General features: G+C 59.0%; 20 protein-coding genes and 4 tRNA genes. 17 read left to right on the top strand and 7 right to left on the bottom strand.

Annotation, left to right across the window (positions count from 1 at the left end; genetic code table 11):
- Positions 1-101: 101 nt before the first annotated feature.
- On the bottom strand, positions 102-872 hold the full coding sequence (locus PMI22_RS15375; RefSeq protein ID WP_007945774.1) for a hypothetical protein: 771 nt from the start codon (positions 870-872) through the stop codon (positions 102-104).
- Positions 873-1,250: 378 nt separating this feature from the next.
- On the opposite strand from PMI22_RS15375, the gene PMI22_RS15380 reads away from it, so the two are divergent.
- From PMI22_RS15380 to PMI22_RS15395, 4 genes are all read left to right on the top strand, one after another.
- Positions 1,251-1,326, top strand: a tRNA-Glu gene (locus tag PMI22_RS15380).
- Between the two features lie 2 nt (positions 1,327-1,328).
- Positions 1,329-1,404, top strand: a tRNA-Gly gene (locus PMI22_RS15385).
- Positions 1,405-1,509: 105 nt separating this feature from the next.
- Positions 1,510-1,585 (top strand) — tRNA-Glu (locus tag PMI22_RS15390).
- A 3-nt stretch (positions 1,586-1,588) separates the two neighbouring features.
- Positions 1,589-1,664: transfer RNA gene (locus tag PMI22_RS15395), tRNA-Gly, on the top strand.
- Positions 1,665-1,781: 117 nt separating this feature from the next.
- On the opposite strand, the gene PMI22_RS15400 is transcribed toward PMI22_RS15395, so the two are convergent.
- From PMI22_RS15400 to PMI22_RS15410, 3 genes are all read right to left on the bottom strand, one after another.
- On the bottom strand, positions 1,782-2,420 hold the full coding sequence (locus tag PMI22_RS15400; RefSeq protein ID WP_007945773.1) for a LysE family translocator: 639 nt from the start codon (positions 2,418-2,420) through the stop codon (positions 1,782-1,784).
- A gap of 1 nt (position 2,421) precedes the next feature.
- Positions 2,422-3,192: a 2OG-Fe(II) oxygenase gene (locus PMI22_RS15405; protein ID WP_007945772.1), complete on the bottom strand. Its 771-nt coding sequence runs from the start codon at positions 3,190-3,192 to the stop codon at positions 2,422-2,424.
- 91 nt (positions 3,193-3,283) lie between these two features.
- Positions 3,284-3,910 (bottom strand): hypothetical protein, encoded by a 627-nt coding sequence (locus PMI22_RS15410; protein WP_007945771.1) that lies wholly within the window; start codon positions 3,908-3,910, stop codon positions 3,284-3,286.
- Between the two features lie 90 nt (positions 3,911-4,000).
- On the opposite strand from PMI22_RS15410, the gene PMI22_RS15415 reads away from it, so the two are divergent.
- Complete coding sequence (locus PMI22_RS15415) at positions 4,001-4,999, top strand: LysR family transcriptional regulator (RefSeq protein WP_007945768.1); 999 nt, start codon at positions 4,001-4,003, stop codon at positions 4,997-4,999.
- A gap of 59 nt (positions 5,000-5,058) precedes the next feature.
- Here PMI22_RS15415 and PMI22_RS15420 read toward each other — a convergent pair whose 3' ends face one another.
- Positions 5,059-5,466, bottom strand: coding sequence for a PA2817 family protein (locus PMI22_RS15420; protein ID WP_007945767.1), 408 nt, complete (start codon positions 5,464-5,466; stop codon positions 5,059-5,061).
- Between the two features lie 74 nt (positions 5,467-5,540).
- On the bottom strand, positions 5,541-7,988 hold the full coding sequence (locus PMI22_RS15425; protein WP_007945766.1) for an acyl-CoA dehydrogenase: 2,448 nt from the start codon (positions 7,986-7,988) through the stop codon (positions 5,541-5,543).
- Between the two features lie 248 nt (positions 7,989-8,236).
- Between PMI22_RS15425 and PMI22_RS15430 the strand changes: the two genes are divergently transcribed.
- The 4 genes from PMI22_RS15430 to PMI22_RS15445 all read left to right on the top strand — a co-directional run bounded on the left by PMI22_RS15430 (position 8,237) and on the right by PMI22_RS15445 (position 11,403).
- Positions 8,237-8,896, top strand: coding sequence for a transglutaminase-like domain-containing protein (locus PMI22_RS15430; RefSeq protein ID WP_007945764.1), 660 nt, complete (start codon positions 8,237-8,239; stop codon positions 8,894-8,896).
- Between the two features lie 43 nt (positions 8,897-8,939).
- Positions 8,940-9,563 carry a glutathione S-transferase family protein gene (locus PMI22_RS15435; RefSeq protein WP_007945763.1) on the top strand — a complete coding sequence of 208 codons (624 nt, stop codon included), beginning with the start codon at positions 8,940-8,942 and terminating at the stop codon, positions 9,561-9,563.
- 131 nt (positions 9,564-9,694) lie between these two features.
- Complete coding sequence (locus PMI22_RS15440; protein WP_007945762.1) at positions 9,695-10,627, top strand: ABC transporter ATP-binding protein; 933 nt, start codon at positions 9,695-9,697, stop codon at positions 10,625-10,627.
- On the top strand, positions 10,624-11,403 hold the full coding sequence (locus PMI22_RS15445) for an ABC transporter permease (protein WP_007945760.1): 780 nt from the start codon (positions 10,624-10,626) through the stop codon (positions 11,401-11,403). Before PMI22_RS15440 ends, PMI22_RS15445 begins: the two co-directional genes overlap by 4 nt.
- 98 nt (positions 11,404-11,501) lie before the next feature.
- Here PMI22_RS15445 and PMI22_RS15450 read toward each other — a convergent pair whose 3' ends face one another.
- Positions 11,502-12,017 (bottom strand): DUF2062 domain-containing protein, encoded by a 516-nt coding sequence (locus tag PMI22_RS15450; RefSeq protein WP_007945759.1) that lies wholly within the window; start codon positions 12,015-12,017, stop codon positions 11,502-11,504.
- 141 nt (positions 12,018-12,158) lie between these two features.
- Between PMI22_RS15450 and PMI22_RS15455 the strand changes: the two genes are divergently transcribed.
- From PMI22_RS15455 to murB, 8 genes are all read left to right on the top strand, one after another.
- Entirely contained in the window at positions 12,159-14,393 is a 2,235-nt protein-coding gene (locus tag PMI22_RS15455) for a DNA internalization-related competence protein ComEC/Rec2 (RefSeq protein WP_007945757.1), read from the top strand.
- Between the two features lie 97 nt (positions 14,394-14,490).
- Positions 14,491-15,126, top strand: coding sequence for a MotA/TolQ/ExbB proton channel family protein (locus PMI22_RS15460; RefSeq protein WP_007945756.1), 636 nt, complete (start codon positions 14,491-14,493; stop codon positions 15,124-15,126).
- Complete coding sequence (locus tag PMI22_RS15465) at positions 15,123-15,554, top strand: ExbD/TolR family protein (protein WP_007945755.1); 432 nt, start codon at positions 15,123-15,125, stop codon at positions 15,552-15,554. The genes PMI22_RS15460 and PMI22_RS15465 overlap by 4 nt, the downstream gene beginning before the upstream one ends.
- Positions 15,554-16,564, top strand: a complete 1,011-nt coding sequence (gene lpxK, locus PMI22_RS15470; protein ID WP_007945754.1) for a tetraacyldisaccharide 4'-kinase — start codon at positions 15,554-15,556, stop codon at positions 16,562-16,564. The genes PMI22_RS15465 and lpxK overlap by 1 nt, the downstream gene beginning before the upstream one ends.
- Before the next feature lie 25 nt (positions 16,565-16,589).
- Positions 16,590-16,775, top strand: coding sequence for a Trm112 family protein (locus PMI22_RS15475; protein WP_007945752.1), 186 nt, complete (start codon positions 16,590-16,592; stop codon positions 16,773-16,775).
- A complete protein-coding gene (gene kdsB / locus PMI22_RS15480) occupies positions 16,772-17,536 on the top strand; it encodes a 3-deoxy-manno-octulosonate cytidylyltransferase (RefSeq protein WP_007945750.1) in 765 nt (254 codons plus the stop codon). The genes PMI22_RS15475 and kdsB overlap by 4 nt, the downstream gene beginning before the upstream one ends.
- Positions 17,536-18,000, top strand: coding sequence for a low molecular weight protein-tyrosine-phosphatase (locus PMI22_RS15485; RefSeq protein WP_007945748.1), 465 nt, complete (start codon positions 17,536-17,538; stop codon positions 17,998-18,000). The genes kdsB and PMI22_RS15485 overlap by 1 nt, the downstream gene beginning before the upstream one ends.
- Positions 17,997-19,016, top strand: a complete 1,020-nt coding sequence (gene murB / locus PMI22_RS15490) for a UDP-N-acetylmuramate dehydrogenase (RefSeq protein ID WP_007945747.1) — start codon at positions 17,997-17,999, stop codon at positions 19,014-19,016. Before PMI22_RS15485 ends, murB begins: the two co-directional genes overlap by 4 nt.
- Positions 19,017-19,130: the final 114 nt, after the last annotated feature.

The raw sequence follows: 19,130 nt of genomic DNA, 5'->3' as shown, positions 1-19,130 counted from the left end.
GCCGAACGCAGGCTTCGCCAGCTGCTACCAGGATGTGTTGAGACCAACACTTCTAAACTGACTGGCATTAACCGTTTCGGTGGCTTTTCTGTTTGTGCTGATCAGTCGTAGATCACTCGCTTTTTCCAGTCGGCATCGGCGTCGACTTTTTTAAGGCCTACGTTCAGCTGGTTGGCCTCACCCTCAACCGCAGCGATGTTGTCCATCACCATGGTGTTGGCACGAGCCAGGAGTTTCTCCAGGTACTCCAGTTGCTCGGCGTAGGCTTGAGGCTCCTGTTGTTTGCGCAAGTATTGCACGCCGCGTTCGAACGCCAGACGCGCTTGGCCTGGCTGGTTTTGTTGCAAGCATTGCTGGCCCAGGTTGTTGAAGAATTCGATGTGCAGCAGCACCAGGATATGACGGACTTCGCGGATCCAGCGCTTGGCTTCGTTGGTCGGCAGGAAACCGTCCTGGGCGGCGCGGGTGATTTGGCCATGCAGGGCTTCGAGCAGGAAGCGTACGTCCTTGGCCTTGGCTTCGGTCTGGATCGGTGAAGGAGGGTTGTTGACCGGGATTGACTCGCCCTGGGCAGCAAGGGCCTCCAGCTCGGTAATCCGCGCCTTGAGGTTGGAGCTGGTTTTTTCCAGGTTGAGCAGGCGCTGACAGACGTTGAGTTCCAGTCGGGTCAACAACAGCTTGAGTGCCGATGTCATCAACTGGCCGGGAAAGGTCTCGGTGATTTCGCCGCAACGGCGCAAGCGGTCGTTGAGCTCAACCTTGGTGCGGGCCTTTTCCAGCTTGGTGTTTTCCACCACATGGTTCATGTAGCCAATGGCGATCAATAGTGCGATCCCGGCTACGACTAGCAGGGTGATCATGAGTGGTGTCACCGGTAAGACCTCTTATTGGGTTCGCGTTCGAAAGTAGTGGCTTGGGCTTTGATGTGCACAGGCCGCTCGACGACTTGAATCAGTTATGGCTCATATAGGTATCGGCCGTTGTACTGCTTATATAAATGGTGGCCAATAGATTTCGAATTGCCATCATCCTGACAGCATGACTATAGCGCCTTGATGGAGGTCGGAAAATAGGCGTCAAAGGCCTGGCTACGCAAAAGCCTGAAACCTGTCTGAAAGCGGGGCGAAGTCATTGATTTAAATAAATTTATAACTGGGGGTTGACGACCCCTCAATCCATCCATAGAATGCGCGCCACTTACAGCGTAAAGCACACAGCGAAACGCGGTAGGGAGTGAATGTTGTACGTGTGTCCCCTTCGTCTAGTGGCCTAGGACACCGCCCTTTCACGGCGGTAACAGGGGTTCGAGTCCCCTAGGGGACGCCAATGCGGGAATAGCTCAGTTGGTAGAGCACGACCTTGCCAAGGTCGGGGTCGCGAGTTCGAGTCTCGTTTCCCGCTCCATTTTTAAACAGCGTTGCTTTCGGGCGGCGTTGAGTGAAACCAGAACCGACATCTTCGGATGCGGATTTGGGCACTGAAATACACACCATGTGTTTCAGTTAGCGTGTCCCCTTCGTCTAGTGGCCTAGGACACCGCCCTTTCACGGCGGTAACAGGGGTTCGAGTCCCCTAGGGGACGCCATTTGCGGGAATAGCTCAGTTGGTAGAGCACGACCTTGCCAAGGTCGGGGTCGCGAGTTCGAGTCTCGTTTCCCGCTCCATATTTAACAAAAACGCCGCTCAGTAATGAGCGGCGTTTTTGTTTGTGCGTTGTTTGGCATTCATGCTGAAAAAAGGCCCGCCAGTCAGACTGCGCGGGCCTTTTACGTCTGATGTTTTTACATCGACAGGATCAGGCGCCCGGCAAACAGGATCAGAATCACCCCCATTGTTCGTTCAAACCAATGGCCCAGGCGCATGAACAGCACTCGCACCCGGGCACTGGAAAAGAACAGCGCGACGATCACAAACCACAATGCATTCACAAAACACATCCAGACCCCATAAAGCGCCTGGACTTTCAGTGGCGTGGTGGCGCTGATGACTGTGGTGAATATCGCCAGGAAAAACAGTGTCGCCTTGGGATTGGTCGCGTTGGTCAGAAACCCGGTAGTAAATGCCTTCAACAGCGTTTGTTCGGCGAGGGGCTCGTCCGAACCTTTATCACCCTCAAGCGCGGATTGGGGTTGGCTGCGCAACAGGCTGACACCGAGGTACAAAATGTAGGCGCCGCCCGCGACCTTGGCTACCGTCATCAGCCAAGGCGTTGTATGCATCAGCGCGCCGACCCCAAGCACCGTGTACAGCACGTGCACGGAAATCCCCGCGCCGATGCCCAGCGCCGTGCAGATGCCCACCCACCGGCCGAAACGCACGCTCTGACGAATGGTTACGGCGAAATCCGGTCCGGGTGCGACCACGGCCAGAAAATGAATAGTCGCCAGCGCCAGAAATTCGCCCAGGTAATTCGAAAGCATCTCAACTCCAGAAGGTAAGGGGTGAAGCATTGCCGCGGTAACCGACAAAGAACGAAAGACTCAGTCGCGGATCCGCCACGCCCGGTGTCACCGAGTGCATGCGACGCGAATTGAACATGATGAAATCGCCTGGCTCAGGACGTATCTCCAGGGCCGGTGGGCCCAGCAGCGCGGTATCGATGCCATAACTGTCGCCGCGCATATCGTCGAACTGATCCGGCGAAATGTCGTCATCCCACACCTGAAGCACACCGCCCTCGGCCGGCATGTTCAGGTAAACATTGCAGGCGAACTGTGCCTCCAGGCTTCTGGCCTGATAGCTGTCCGGGGCGTCCTTGGCGAAAATGTCGTGGTGGGCGAGGAAGCACACCCCCGGCTTCACCACCCGTGAGAGCCCGACATACATTTTGCGACCGTAGAGGTTTTCCAGGTGCGCACCCGCCGGCCAGGATTCGTCGAGCATGCAGCGCAGGGTGTCGACCGGGGACGAATAGGGCGCGCAACGGTTACGCAATTCCGCAATGTTGTGCGTGGCCCGTTCGAAGTAGTCCTCGATCAGCAGCGGCCGGTTCTCCGCTTCATAAAACGCCATGCCGATACGGCCGATGCTCGGCGCATTGATATAGCCTTCGAAGCCCGGGGCAAGGATCTTGTCGCCAATCTGAATCGCCAGCGGCGGGGGCAACAAGCCTTTGAGGCGAATGGCGAGGACTTCTTCAGTGACCAGTTTTTTTATGCACGTCTCATCGAGACGCTCGACGTCAAGCATCATGTCTCAGGTCCCTCTATCAGATAGTCAACATCACCGGCGAACACGGGCTCTGCGGCGTCAGGCGATGACGGTGCCGGCATCGCCCAAATGCTCAATCCACGTTGTAGTGGACTGATAGCGTTCCCTTCTTCAATGAAAGGGACGCGATCGTGACCGTGCCAAGCTCCTTGAGGCTGCGTACATGGGTGCCGCCGCAGCCGTAGGCAGGCAGTTCACCGAAACCGATTTCCCGGGCGCCTTCGCGCAACGACGTCAGACGCGGAAAATCCTGGGTAACCCACTGCTCGAGGCCGAGCTGAATGGTTTGGGTATCAACGTCCTGTGCGCATTCCAGTGCCTTGAACTGCACGCGGCCTTCGCTCGGCCAGTGATGCGCCTTGATTGGTATCCAGCCCTTGGCCTGGACGAAGTGGCCGATCAGATGCCCGGCTGAATGCATGCGTGTATTGAACTGACGACGCTCTGCGTCCACCCGAATCAGAGTCATACCGGGTTTTACCGGTTGGTCGACGAAATGAATGATCCGGTCAGGATCCTGAACGACGCGCAGTACCTGGCTATCACCGATCCAGCCCGTATCAAAGGGCTGTCCGCCCCCTTGGGGGTGAAACAAAGTCGCGCGCAGCACCACCGCATATTCGTTCTCGCAGGGCGTGCAATCCAAGACTTCCACATTGGCCTTGAGGTCATCACTATGGAAAAAGAGGCGTAGCGTCATATTCCATGCCCTTATTAAAGTTTCTAGTTTTATTATATGAAGCATGGAATTGCGTGATAATCCGTTCAAACATCAAAGGACTGTTGCGCTGTGAGCATAAATCTTCCGCTACCGCTGCTCGGTGAAATGGCGATTTTCGTCAAGGTGGTCGAGACCGGCAGCTTTTCCGAAGCGGCCCGCCAACTGGGTGCTTCGCCTTCTGCAGTCAGTCGCAGCATTTCACGTCTGGAGAAGGCGCTGGCCACGCGTCTGCTGCAACGTACCACGCGAAAATTGCGCTTGAGCGACGGGGGCGAAGAGGTGTTCAAGCGCTGCCAGGAAATGGTCAATGCCGCCCGGTCAGTGATGGAAATCAGTGGTCAGTTCACCGGCGAACCCGAGGGGCTGGTGCGTATCAGCGTTCCGAAAGCAGTAGGCCGGATCGTGATTCACCCGCATATGCCGGAGTTTTTGCGCCGTTATCCCAAAGTGGACGTGGAGCTGTTACTTGAGGACCGACAGGTCGATTTGATCGACGACAACGTCGACCTGGCGATTCGCATCACCGACCGGCCGCCGGCGGGACTGGTAGGACGACAGTTGCTGACCATCGACCATTTGCTCTGCGCGACACCGCAGTATCTGGCGGAACACGGTACGCCGACTCACCCCCATGACTTGCTCAATCACAGTTGCATTTACCTGGGCGAAACCCCGAGCGATGCGCGCTGGAAATTCAAGAAGGGCAGTAAATCGGTGACCGTCGGTGTGCGGGGGCGTTATGCCGCCAATCATACCGGCGTGCGTTTTGGCGCGGTGTTGCAGCATATCGGCATTGGCAGCTTGCCCTATTTCACTGCGCGCCATGCCTTGGAGAAAGGGTTGATGGTGCAGGTGCTTCCAGACTGGACCTTTCTGGCCTCCTACCACGGAGGTGCCTGGTTGCTGCATTCACCAACCCGGTATTTGCCTCCCAAGCTACGGGTGTTGATTGATTACCTGGTGGCGTGTCTGGAGAGGGAGCCGACGCTGGGCAAGCCGGTTAAGTCCAATGGTCCGGTTTGGTCCTCATCGGAATATGAACTGCCGGAGAGTGACGGCTTGTACTGAGCGCAAAAAAAAGGCCCGCATGTTCAACCATTCGGGCCTTTTGCGTTACTGATCCGGGATCAGTGCTTGGCGTCGTCGTTCGACATCGCCAGCAGTTGTTTTTCCTGGTTCCAGTCAAACGGCTCGTCATTCTGTTCAGCTTCGAAGCGGCGTTCTTCCAGCGCCTGATACAGATCGATTTCATCATCGGGCATGTAATGCAGGCAGTCACCGGCGAAGTACCACAGTAGGTCACGCGGGACCAGGTGGGCAATTTGCGGGTAGCGTGTGATGACCTGGCAGAGAATGTCCTGGCCCAGGTATTGGCTTTCGATCGGATCGACCGGCAGCAACGCACGCAGTTCGTCAAAGCGCTCCAGGAACAAGGCATGGCTTTCTTCGGGAACCTGTTCGGCCTCACCCACGGCGACCAGGATGCTGCGCAAGTGGTCAAGCAAGACGAGATGGTCGGCAACGACGTTGGACACGAGATAAGTCCTCAAGAGCAAAACGGGCGCGGGAGTATAAAGCCCCTGCGTCCGTTTTGCATGGGTGCACTGGATCAGCGGACCTTTCCTTGCGCCAGCGCCAACTCTTCTTTATCGAAATCATCGACATCAATCACCTTGCGCCGCGCCGCTTCGGCGGTCCGCAGGGTCTGCGCTTCCACTGCCTGCAATACACCGGCCTCCAGCGCTGCATCGATGATGTGTTCCCCGGCATCCGGTTTGAGCTGGCCACTTTTGAGCGCCAGGTGCAGTTTTTTCTGCAAGGGCTGCGCTGCGTTCAGCAAATTGCAGGCATGTTGCAAAGCCCCGACGGCGTCATTGGCCGATTGCGGTCGATAGCAACCGCCCAGCAACTCTTCGAGTGTCGGGTCGCCCTTGGCGCGGCCAATCACGGCGGCCACTTCGGCACCGAGTGAGTCCGATGGCCCTTTGTGTCGGCGACCGAGCGGGAACACGATGACCCGCAACAGGCAACCCAGCACCTTGTTCGGGAAATTGGTCAGCAGTTCATCCAGCGCTCGTTCCGACTGGCCAAGGCTTTCTTCCATGGCCCAGGTAAACAGCGGCGCCATGTGCTCCGGTGAATCGAGATCGTGGTAACGCTTGAGGGCGGCAGAGGCGAGGTAGAGGTTGCTGAGAACATCCCCCAGGCGTGCTGACAGGCGTTCGCGACGTTTCAATTCGCCACCCAGCAGCATCATGCTCAGGTCCGCCAGCAGGGCGAACGCCGCGGCCTGGCGGTTGAGCGCCCGGAAGTAACCCTGACTGAGCTTGTTACCCGGTGTGTGTTCGAAGTGCCCCAAACCCAGGTTCAGCACCAGCGTGCTGGCGGCGTTGCTCACGGCAAAACCGATGTGCTTGAGCAGCAAACCGTCGAACTCGATGAGTGCCTGGTCCTTGTCTTCGCGGCCAGCCAGGGCCATTTCCTTGAGCACGAAGGGATGGCAGCGAATCGCGCCCTGGCCGAAGATCATCAGGTTGCGCGAGAGAATGTTCGCGCCTTCCACGGTGATGAAAATCGGCGCGCCATTCCAGCTGCGACCGAGATAGTTGTTCGGCCCCATGATGATGGCTTTACCGCCGTGAACATCCATCGCGTGGCTGATGCACTCGCGGCCGCGCTCGGTAAGGTGGTACTTGAGAATCGCCGAAAGTACCGACGGTTTCTCACCCAGGTCCACCGCGTTGGCGGTCAGCATTCGCGCCGCGTCCATCATCCAGGCGTTGCCGCCGATACGCGCCATGGCTTCCTGGATCCCTTCGAACGCCGACAGTGGCACGTTGAATTGTTCGCGAATCTGGGCGTATTGACCGGTCACCAGGCTGGTGTATTTGGCCGCACCAGTACCGACAGCCGGCAATGAAATCGAGCGCCCGACCGACAGGCAATTCATCAGCATCATCCAGCCTTTGCCGAGCATTTCCTGGCCGCCAATGAGGAAGTCGAGCGGCACGAACACGTCCTTGCCGGAGTTCGGGCCGTTCATGAACGCGGCACCCAGCGGCAAGTGACGGCGGCCGATTTCAACACCGGCCGTATCGGTCGGAATCAGCGCCAGGCTGATGCCCAGGTCTTCCTCATCACCCAGCAAATGATCCGGGTCATAGGCCTTAAAGGCGAGGCCAAGCAGGGTGGCCACCGGGCCAAGGGTGATGTAGCGCTTTTCCCAGTTCAGGCGCAGGCCGAGGGTTTCCTTGCCTTCCCATTCACCTTTGCAAATCACCCCGGTGTCCGGCATTGCCCCGGCGTCGGAGCCGGCCAGCGGGCCGGTCAATGCGAAGCAGGGAATGTCGTCACCGCGGGCTAAACGTGGCAGGTAATGGTTGCGTTGTTCGTCGGTGCCGTAATGCAGCAGCAGTTCGGCGGGGCCGAGGGAGTTGGGGACCATCACGGTGGACGCGAGGTCGCCGCTGCGGGTCGCCAGTTTCATGGCGACCTGTGAGTGGGCATAGGCAGAGAAGCCTTTGCCGCCGAACTCTTTGGGAATGATCAGCGCGAAGAAACCGTTGTCCTTGATGTGCGTCCAGGCTTCGGCGGGCAGGTCCATGTCTTGCCCGATTTGCCAGTCGGTGACCATGGCGCAGAGCTCTTCGGTCGGGCCGTCAATGAAGGCCTGTTCTTCTTCGCTCAGTTGGGCTTTGGGATAGGACAGCAGTTTGTCCCAGTCGGGGCGACCGCTGAACAGTTCGCCGTCCCACCACACAGTGCCGGCATCGATGGCGTCGCGTTCGGTTTGTGACATCGGCGGCAGGGTTTTCTGGAACCAGTTGAACAGCGGCGCGCTGAAGAACTTGCGACGCAGGTCGGGCAGCAACAATGGCGCCGCAACGGCTGCGATCAACACCCAGTACAACAGCAGCAGCCAACCGGGCGCGCGACTGAAAGCCCCCATTGCCACCACGTAAACGGCAACGATGCAAAGAGCGGGCAGGGGAGCGATGCGACGGTGGGCTAACCAGGCAATCCCGACAACCAGAACCAGTATCCACAACAGCAGCATATTTAATCCTCCATGAACCAGGGTAAAACCAACCTTCAGAGCTTAGACGGCATCCGTCAAACAGGGTGGTCAGAGCGATGTGATTGAAATCGTGGGAAACCTTGGATGAGATTTGTAGGCTCGGTTGGCAACACGCTCGGGAAATCGTTCGTTTCCTACGCGGCAATGCGCCCATGTTTGGCCGAAACGTCGTTATCTCTGTGCTGAACCTGTCGTTAGACTCGGGGCTTCCCCAGGAGATTATTCTCATGCACGAGTACTTGAGTCCCGGCCGCTTCATCGATAGTGACCACCCTTCGGTGGTGGAGTTCGCCGAACACCATCGCGGCAGCCGTCGAGATCCGGTCGAGCAGGCGATCGGCCTTTATTACGCGGTACGCGAGGCCGTGCGCTACAACCCCTACACGTTCAGCCGCGACCCGCAGACCCTGCGCGGCAGTTATGCGCTGACCACCGGGGAAAGCTATTGCGTGCCCAAAGCCACATTGCTGGCCGGCGCCGCGCGACATTGCGGGATCCCGGCGCGGATCGGTCTGGCCGATGTTCGCAATCACCTGTCGACGCCACGTTTGCTCGAATTGCTCAAGAGCGATGTATTTGCGATGCACGGCTATACGGAGCTGTATCTGAATGGCCGCTGGGTGAAGGCGACCCCGGCGTTCAATCAAAAACTCTGTGGCCTGTTCAATGTCGCACCGCTGGAATTCGATGGGATCAACGACAGTGTCTTTCATCCGTTCAATCGCGATGGCGCGCAGTTGATGGAGTATCTGGTCGATCACGGTCAGTTCACCGATGTACCCGAAGCGTTCTTTTTCGAGCATCTGAAAAAGTGCTATCCGCATCTGTTCAGCGAGCAGCTGCCCGTGCTGCTGGGGGATATGCAGAGCGATTTGAGTCGCGCCTGATCCGGCGTATGCTGCCTGCCCACTTGTCGAAAAAGAGGCGGTCATGCTGAAGATCTGGGGTCGGAAAAACTCGTCGAATGTCAAAAAGCCATTGTGGGCCGCCGAAGAGCTGGGGTTGGCCTATGAGGCTATCGATGCGGGTGGCGCCTTTGGTGTTGTCGATACGCCGCAGTATCGGGCGATGAATCCCAATGGTCGCGTGCCGGTGATCGAAGACGACGGTTTTGTGCTGTGGGAATCCAACGCCATCGTGCGTTACCTCATGGCCCTTCATGCCAACGGCAGCGCTTGGTATCCGGCGGATATTAAAGCCCGCTTCACGGCTGAAAAGTGGATGGACTGGACCACTTCAAGTTTGGCTGGCCCGTTCCGCACCGTATTCTGGGGCGTGTTGCGCACCCCGGCAGACCAGCAGGACTGGTCGGCCATCAACGCCGCTATCAAGGAATGCGAGGATTTGCTGTCGATGGCCAATCAGGCATTGGCCGCCCAGCCCTACCTGTCCGGCGATGAAATCGGCATGGGCGACATCCCGCTCGGCAGTTTTATTTATGCCTGGTTCGAGATGCCGATCGAGCGCGCACCGCAGCCGCACCTGGAAGCCTGGTATGCCCGGTTGAGACAGCGTCCGGCGTATCAAAAAGCCGTTATGACTGCTTTGACTTAATACTCACTATCGACAAGCTTGACTGTACTTGTGTGGCGACGACAAGCACCATTGCGCTCACGCGCCGTGGTTGCAGTCGCCGCCGCCGGCCGTCTTTTATTCCTTTCTTCCTTCTTGGTGCGTAATCCGATATGAGTTCCGCTCTGTCCATCCGGCAGCTAACCAAAACCTACGGCAACGGTTTCCAGGCCCTGAGTGGTATCGATCTGGACGTCGCCGAAGGTGACTTCTTCGCCTTGCTCGGCCCTAACGGCGCCGGCAAATCCACGACCATCGGCATTCTCTCGACCCTGGTGAACAAGACCAGCGGAACGGTGAATATCTTCGGTCACGACCTGGACAAGAACCCTGCGCAGCTCAAGCGTTCCATCGGCGTGGTGCCCCAGGAATTCAACTTCAACCAGTTCGAAAAGACTTTCGATATCGTCGTGACCCAGGCCGGTTACTACGGCATCCCGGCGAAAATCGCCAAGGAGCGCGCCGAGCAATACCTGACCCAGCTGGGGCTGTGGGACAAACGCGACACGCCGTCACGCTCGCTGTCCGGCGGTATGAAGCGTCGCTTGATGATCGCTCGTGCGCTGGTTCATGAACCGCGCCTGCTGATCCTCGACGAACCAACGGCAGGTGTGGACATCGAACTGCGTCGCTCGATGTGGACCTTCCTTACCGAGCTGAACCAGAAAGGCATCACCATCATCCTCACCACGCACTACCTGGAAGAGGCTGAGCAGCTGTGCCGCAACATCGGCATCATCGACCACGGCACCATCGTCGAGAACACCAGCATGAAACAGTTGCTCAGCCAACTGCATGTGGAAACGTTCCTGCTCGATACCAAAAACACGTTGACCAGTGCGCCGCAGTTGCTCGGCTACCCGACCAGGCTGATCGACAGCCACACCATGGAAGTCCAGGTCGACAAAGCCATGGGCATCACCGCGTTGTTCACTCAATTGGCGCAGCAAAACATTGAAGTACTGAGCCTGCGTAACAAAACCAATCGCCTCGAGGAGTTGTTCGTGTCTCTGGTGGAGAAAAATCTGTCGAAGGTGGCGGTATGAGTTCCGAGCTGCAACCCAACCTCGTTGCCCTCAATACCATCGTTTACCGTGAGGTCCGGCGCTTTACCCGGATCTGGCCGCAGACGCTGCTGCCACCGGCGATCACCATGGTTTTGTACTTCGTGATCTTCGGCAATCTGATCGGTCGCCAGATCGGTGACATGGGTGGCTTCACTTACATGGAGTACATCGTGCCGGGGCTGATCATGATGTCGGTGATCACCAACTCCTACGGCAACGTGGTGTCGAGTTTCTTCGGCAGCAAGTTCCAGCGTTCCATTGAGGAGCTGATGGTGTCGCCGGTGTCACCGCATACGATTCTGATCGGCTACACCCTGGGAGGTGTACTGCGCGGGTTGATGGTCGGGGTCATCGTGACGTTGCTGTCGCTGTTCTTCACGGATTTGCAGGTGCATCACCTGGGCGTGACCGTTCTGGTGGTGGTGCTGACGGCGACGATTTTCTCGCTGCTGGGTTTCATCAACGCAGTGTTTGCCCGCAATTTCGATGATATCTCGATCATCCCGACATTCGTGCTGACACCGCTGACTTACCTGGGCGGGGTGTTTTACTCGATTTCCCTGTTGCCGCCGTTCTGGCAGACCGTATCCCTGGCGAACCCGGTGCTGCACATGGTCAACGCATTCCGTTACGGCATCCTCGGCGTTTCGGACATCCGGATCAGCATTGCGATCACCTTCATGGTGGTGGCTACCATCGTGTTGTACGTCGGTTGCGCGAGGCTGCTGGTCAGCGGTCGCGGGATGCGTACCTGATTCAAGACCGCAGCGCGCCCATCGCGGGCTTGCCCGCGATGGCGCCAGTACAAACAACACATAAAAAACGGCCTCCACTCTGGAGGCCGTTTTGCATTCTACATCCGGCTTTGCTTGCGCCGCTTCCACTGCCGCGCCACCCACCAGCGCCAATACATCATGGTCAGGAAATAGGCGAGGGCGCCCAACACCAGCCCGGTGATGACCGACCCCAGCAAAAACGGTTGCCACAGGGTCGACAGTTCGCTCCTGACCCATTCCCAGGACATTGAGTCGGGTAACTGGCGGGTGGGCACATCCAACAGCCAGGCGCCGGTCTGGTACGTGCAGAAAAATACGGCAGGCATGGTAATCGGGTTGGTCAGCCAGACCAGGCTCACCGCAATCGGCATGTTGCCCCGCACGATGATGGAAAGCACGGCGGCCAGCAGCATTTGCATCGGGATCGGCAAAAAAGCCGCGAACAGGCCCACTGCCATCGCTCGGGCCACGGAGTGGCGGTTGAGGTGCCAGAGGTTGGGGTCATGCAGCAATGTGCCGAGAAAGCGTAAGGATTTGTGTTCCTTGATGCTGGTCGGGTCTGGCATGTAGCGTTTGAACAAGCGCCGGGGCATAAGGCTTCTCGGTCGGTTAAGGCGGCAAGTATGTCTGGATTCTGCGAACCCCCCATTCAGACTTTGTGACAATTATTAACGGCGTCTGTGCGATTAGCCGGCTAAGCCTAAGCCAAGGTGGGAACTCTCCAGGAGGAGTGTATGCGCACAGGGACGTTGGCGCTGGCGTTGGGTCTGTTGGCTTTGCGTTTTTTACCGGTTTTACCGCCGGTCGGGTTATGGATGTTACTGCCGCCAGTGGGTTTGATGTTGTTGCCCTTTCGGACGTATCCGTTGGCTTTTTTCCTGTTCGGCTTCAGTTGGGCATGCGCGAATGCGCAGTGGGCGCTGGATGATCGCCTGCCACTGAAGCTGGATGGCGAAACCCGCTGGATAGAGGGGCGGGTGACGGGGTTGCCGCAGAATGCCGACGGCGTGGTGCGATTCGAACTGACGGACAGTCAATCACGCCGAACGAAGCTGCCCCAACGTTTGCGGTTGGCCTGGTACGACGGACCGTCCGTCAACAGTGGCGAGCGCTGGCGATTGGCGGTGAAGTTGAAGCGACCCTCCGGGCTGCTCAATCCGAATGCCTTCGATTACGACGCCTGGCTGTTGGCGCAACACATCGGCGCGACCGGCACGGTCAAGGCGGGTGAGCGACTCAACGAAGCCCGAGGGGCTTGGCGCGATGGCATCCGCCAGCGTTTACAAGCGGTCGATGCCCAGGGCCGAACCGCAGCGTTGACGGCGCTGGTACTGGGAGATGGCGCCGGGTTGAGTCGTGAGGAATGGCAAGTACTGCAAGACACCGGCACCGTGCATCTGTTGGTGATTTCCGGGCAGCACATTGGATTGTTGGCGGGGTTGGTCTACCTGCTGATTGCCGGGTTGGCGCGCTTTGGCTTGTGGCCAGGGCGTTTGCCGTGGCTGCCCTGGGCCTGCGGGTTGGCGTTCTCGGCAGCGCTGGCTTACGGGGTGCTGGCCGGTTTCGATGTTCCGGTGAAACGCGCTTGCGTGATGATCGGCCTGGTGCTGTTGTGGCGGCTGCGCTTTCGTCACCTCGGCGCCTGGTGGCCGCTGTTGCTGGCGCTGACTGGTGTGTTGCTGCTGGATCCATTGGCCAGTCTGCAACCGGGCTTCTGGTTGTCCTTCGCCGCCGTGGCTGTGTTGATCTTCACCTTTGGCGGGCGGTTGGGCCCTTGGCGATGGTGGCAAACCTGGACCCGGGCTCAATGGCTGATCGCAATCGGTCTGTGCCCGTTGCTGCTGGTGCTCGGCTTGCCGATCAGCATCAGCGGGCCGGTGGCCAATTTGCTGGCGGTGCCCTGGATCAGTCTGGTGGTGTTGCCGCCTGCCTTGCTCGGGACATCGTTGTTGCCCATCCCTTATGTGGGTGAAGGGTTGCTGTGGCTGGCAGGCGGTTTGATCGACGGGCTGTTCAAGGCGCTGACATGGGTGGCCGCGAAATTACCCGCATGGGTGCCGGCGGCGGTACCGTTGTGGTGTTGGGGGCTCGGTACTTTGGGAGCCTTTCTACTCTTGCTGCCGCAAGGTGTGCCGCTGCGCCCTTTAGGGTGGCCATTGTTGCTGTTGCTGGTTTTTCCGCCTCGGCCGTTGTTGTCTGAAGGCATGGCTGATATCTGGCAACTGGACGTCGGCCAAGGGTTGGCTATCCTCGTGCGTACCCGCCACCACACGCTGTTGTATGACGCCGGACCGCGTTTTGGCGATCTCGATATCGGTGAGCGGGTGGTGCTGCCGTCGTTGCGCAAACTCGGGGTAAAGGAACTCGACCTGATGCTGATCAGCCACGCCGATGCCGATCACGCCGGAGGTGCGAGAGCAGTGGCCAATGGCTTGCCTGTCAAGCAGGTACTCAGTGGCGATCCCGAGGCGTTGCCGGTCGAACTGCAAGCCCAAGGATGTGAAAGTGGTCGGCAATGGAGCTGGGACGGTGTGAATTTCCAACTGTGGCAATGGCCGTCAGGCCATGACAGCAATCAAAAGTCCTGCGTCTTGCACATAGAGGCCAGCGGCGAGCGTCTGTTGTTGACCGGTGATATCGACACCGCTGCCGAACGGGCCTTGCTTGAGAGTCCGCTGGCGGTGACCACCGATTGGTTGCAGTCACCGCATCACGGCAGCCGCAGTTCCTCATCGATGGCCCTGTTGAGCGTGTTGCAACCCAAGGCGGTGTTGATTTCCCGTGGGCAGGGCAATTCTTTTGGTCATCCACACCCTACGGTCGTGGCGCGCTATCAGAAACGCGGCATGGCGATTTACGACAGCGCCGAGCAAGGTGCCATTCATCTGCAATTGGGGCGTTTCAAGCCACCGTGGACAATGCGTCTGGAACGGCGTTTCTGGCGCGATCCACCGCCCACCAATAAATAGCCGAGAGTTATTAAAGCCCGACCGGAAGCGACATCACGGTCTTCGGTGCGCTCACCCCCTATGTTAGAGTGGCGCACTTTTTCGAGGGGACGACACTGTGTGGGAATTGGTCAAATCCGGCGGTTGGATGATGCTGCCGATCATTCTGAGTTCCATCGCGGCCATGGCGATTGTCGCCGAGCGTCTCTGGACCCTGAGAAGCAGCCGCGTGACCCCGGAGCATCTGCTCGGACAGGTCTGGGTGTGGATCAAGGACAAGCAACTCAATAAACAAAAACTCAAGGAACTGCGCGCCAACTCACCGTTGGGCGAGATCCTTGCGGCGGGCCTGGCCAACTCCAAGCATGGTCGCGAGATCATGAAAGAGTGCATCGAAGAGGCCGCTGCGCGGGTGATTCACGAACTCGAACGCTACATCAATGCCTTGGGCACCATCGCGGCCATGGCCCCATTGCTGGGGCTGCTGGGCACGGTGCTGGGCATGATCGATATTTTCAGCGCGTTCATGGGTACGGGCATGGGCACTAACGCAGCGGTGCTGGCCGGTGGTATCTCCAAGGCCTTGATCACCACGGCTGCGGGCCTGATGGTCGGCATCCCGGCCGTGTTCTTCCACCGTTTCCTGCAACGTCGCATCGATGAACTGGTGGTGGGCATGGAACAGGAAGCGATCAAACTGGTCGAGGTGGTGCAAGGTGACCGTGATGTGGACCTGACTGAGGGCAAAGCGTGAAATTCCGCCGCAAGCCGCGGGAAACGGTGGACATCAACCTCGCGTCGCTGATTGACGTGGTGTTTATTCTGCTGCTGTTTTTCGTTGTCACGACCACGTTTACCCGTGAAACCCAGCTGCGTGTCGAGTTGCCGGAAGCGGTCAGCGGTGCTCCGGCTGAAGATCAACAGGTCAAGCAACTGGACATCGGTATCAACGCCGAAGGCGTGTTCTCGCTGAACAACCGGGTATTGCCCAAGAGTGACCTGGCGACAGTGATGGAAGCGCTGCAAAAAGAATCCAACGGCGACACCAGCCTGCCGCTGTCCATCAGCGCTGACGGCAAGACTCAACATCAGTCCGTCATCACCGCCATGGACGCGGCCGGCAAGCTCGGTTTCAGCCACTTGCGCATGACCACTGTCGAAGCGGCTCCTCCCGCGCCCTGATGGCCATGTCTGATCGCTTGCTCGCCGCGTGGTACGAAGGTCATCCGGCCCTGAAGTTGTTGCAGCCACTGGAGTGGTTGTATCGGCGCGTGGTCATGAACAAGCGCAAGCGATTCCTGGCCGGTGAGGGCGAGATCTATCAGCCACCCGTACCGCTGATCGTCGTCGGCAATATCACGGTGGGTGGAACCGGCAAGACGCCGCTGATTCTGTGGATGATCGAGCATTGCCAGCGTAGCGGCTTGCGGGTGGGCGTGGTCAGTCGTGGTTACGGCGCCAAGCCGCCGCAATTGCCATGGCGCGTTGCAGCGGATCAAAGCGCTGACTTGGCGGGCGATGAGCCGCTGTTGATCGTCCAGCGCACCGGCGTGCCGTTAATGATCGACCCGGACCGCAGCAGCGCGGTCAAGGCACTGCTGGCGAGCGAACCGCTGGACCTGATTCTTTCTGATGACGGCATGCAACATTACCGCATGGCGCGCGATCTGGAACTGGTACTGATTGATGCAGCCCGAGGCCTGGGCAACCAGCGTTGTCTGCCCGCCGGACCGTTGCGTGAACCGGTCGAGCGCCTGCAAAGCGTCGACGCGGTGCTCTACAACGGTGCCACGGATGATCGCGACGGCGGGTTTGCCTTCCAGCTGCGGCCTACCGCCCTGATCAACGTGCAAAGTGGTGAACGACGTCCCCTCGACCACTTTTGCGCCGGCCAGGCGCTGCACGCCGTGGCCGGGATCGGCAATCCGCAGCGTTTCTTCACAACCCTCGAAACGCTACACTGGCGGCCAGTCCCGCATGCGTTTGCCGACCACGCCGAATACAGCGCGCAGGCTTTGAATTTCACACCGTCATTGCCGTTGGTGATGACGGAAAAGGACGCGGTGAAGTGCCGTGCCTTCGCCGCCGCCGATTGGTGGTACCTGGCGGTCGATGCTGTGCCAACTCCGGCCTTCGTGGCCTGGTTCGATACGCAGCTGATGCGCCTGTTGCCGGATCGTCTTTTGCCTTAACTCCGTTTTTACCCAGGGAATGCTCATGGACACCAAATTGCTCGACATCCTCGCTTGCCCGGTCTGCAAAGGCCCACTCAAGCTCAGCGCCGACAAGACCGAGCTGATCAGCAAGGGCGCAGGCCTCGCGTACCCGATCCGCGACGGCATCCCGGTGATGCTCGAAACCGAAGCGCGCACCTTGACCACCGACGAGCGTCTGGATAAATGACCACAGCCTTTACCGTTGTCATTCCATCGCGTTACGCCTCCACCCGTTTGCCGGGCAAACCGCTGCTGTTGATCGCCGGCAAGCCGATGATCCAGCACGTCTGGGAACAGGCCAGCAAAAGCAGCGCGCAGCGCGTGGTGGTTGCCACTGACGATGCGCGCATTGTCGAGGCCTGCAACGGGTTTGGCGCTGAAGTCGTGCTGACCCGCGAAGACCACAACTCCGGCACCGACCGCCTGGCCGAAGTGGCAACGAAACTCGGCTTGGCGCCCGACGCCATTGTGGTCAACGTCCAGGGTGATGAACCGCTGATCCCGCCGAGCGTGATTGACCAGGTCGCGGCCAACCTCGCTGCCCACACCGAAGCGCGCATGGCCACCCTGGCCGAGCCCATCGAAGACGTGGAAACCCTGTTCAACCCTAACGTGGTCAAGGTCGTCAGCGACCTCAATGGCCTGGCGTTGACCTTCAGTCGTGCGACATTGCCATGGGCGCGGGATGCGTTCGCCCAAAGCCGCGAGCAATTACCGGAAGGCGTGCCGTATCGTCGCCATATCGGGATTTATGCCTACCGCGCCGGTTTCCTCCATGACTTTGTCAGCTGGGGCCCGTGCTGGCTGGAAAACACCGAATCCCTGGAGCAACTGCGTGCCTTGTGGCACGGCGTGCGGATTCACGTGGCTGATGCGTTGATCGCGCCGCCCACCGGTGTCGACACCGTTGAAGACCTTGAGCGCGTTCGTCGCCTGCTGGAGGCCTGATGCGCGTTCTGTTCGTGTGCCTGGGCAACATCTGCCGTTCGCCAACGGCCGAAGGCGTGCTGCGGCACAAACTGCGTGAAGCGGGGCTGGCGGATCACATTGAAGTCGCCTCCGCCGGTACCGGTGACTGGCACGTCGGCAAGGCGCCGGACAAACGCAGCCAGGCCGCGGCCAAACTGCGCGGCTATGACCTGTCCGCCCAGCGCGCCCAGCAAGTCACCCGCGCCGATTTCGCCACTTACGACTTGATCCTGGCGATGGACAACAGCAACCTGCGCCACCTCAAGGCCTTGCAACCCGCCAAGGGCAAAGCCGAGCTGGATTTGTTCCTGCGTCGCTTCCAGTCGGAACTCGATGAAGTGCCGGACCCGTACTACGACGGCGATCAGGGCTTCGAACAGGTGCTGGACCTGATCGAGCGTGCCAGTGATTTGCTGGTGATCGAATTGAAGGGACGGTTATGAGTTTGCAGGTTCAATCGCAGGTGTCACTCAAGCCGTTCAACAGCTTCGGGGTCGACGTTCAGGCTCGCCTGTTCGCCGAGGCCCACAGCGATGCCGACGTGCGTGAAGCCCTGGCCTACGCCGCACACCATGATGTTCCGTTATTGGTGATCGGCGGAGGCAGCAATCTGCTGCTGACGGCTGACATCCAGTCACTGGTGCTGCACATGGCCACACGCGGGATTCGCATCCTCAGTGATGACGGCAGCAAAGTCGTGATCGAAGCCGAGGCCGGCGAGCCTTGGCATCCGTTCGTGCAGCACACCCTGGCGCAGGGCTTGTCGGGCCTGGAAAACCTTAGCCTGATCCCCGGCACTGTCGGTGCGGCACCGATGCAGAACATCGGCGCGTATGGGGTCGAGATCAAGGACGTCTTCGCCGGCCTGACCGCGCTGGATCGCCGGAGCGGTGAGCTGCGGGATTTCACCCTGCAAGAATGCAACTTCGCTTACCGCGACAGCCTGTTCAAACAGGAGCCGGGACGCTGGTTGATCCTGCGTGTTCGTTTCGCCCTCGACCGCGCTGCGCACCTGCATCTGGAATACGGCCCGGTGCGTCAGCGCCTGACCGAACAAGGCATCGAGCAGCCGACGGCCACGGATGTCAGCCAGGCGATTTGCAGCATCCGTAATGAAAAGCTCCCGGACCCGGCCGTGCTGGGCAATGCCGGTAGCTTCTTCAAAAACCCGTTGGTGCCCGCAGCGCTGGTCGCACAGCTCAAGGGCGAATACCCGGATCTGGTGGCTTATGCACAGCCCGACGGGCAAATGAAGCTGGCGGCGGGCTGGTTGATCGAACGGGCAGGGTGGAAAGGTTTCCGCGAGGCCGACGCCGGCGTGCACAAGTTGCAGGCTCTGGTGCTGGTCAACTACGGCAGCGCGACGGGCCTGCAATTACTCCATTTGGCGCAGCGTATCCAGAAAGACATTTCGGATCGTTTTCATGTCGACCTGGAAATGGAGCCCAATCAGTATTGAAGCTACGCTTTCAAGACTGATCTCAAAAGCCCTGCACACGTTCTGCTGTGCAGGGCTTTTTTGTTAATACTGGGTTAACTTAGCCACCTAACGATGCAAACATTTGCTCCACAA

The organism is Pseudomonas sp. GM21, assembly GCF_000282215.1.
Classification (GTDB): domain Bacteria; phylum Pseudomonadota; class Gammaproteobacteria; order Pseudomonadales; family Pseudomonadaceae; genus Aquipseudomonas.
Note: the sequence above shows the minus strand (reverse complement) of the source record. Positions and strands in the feature narration are given on the sequence as shown.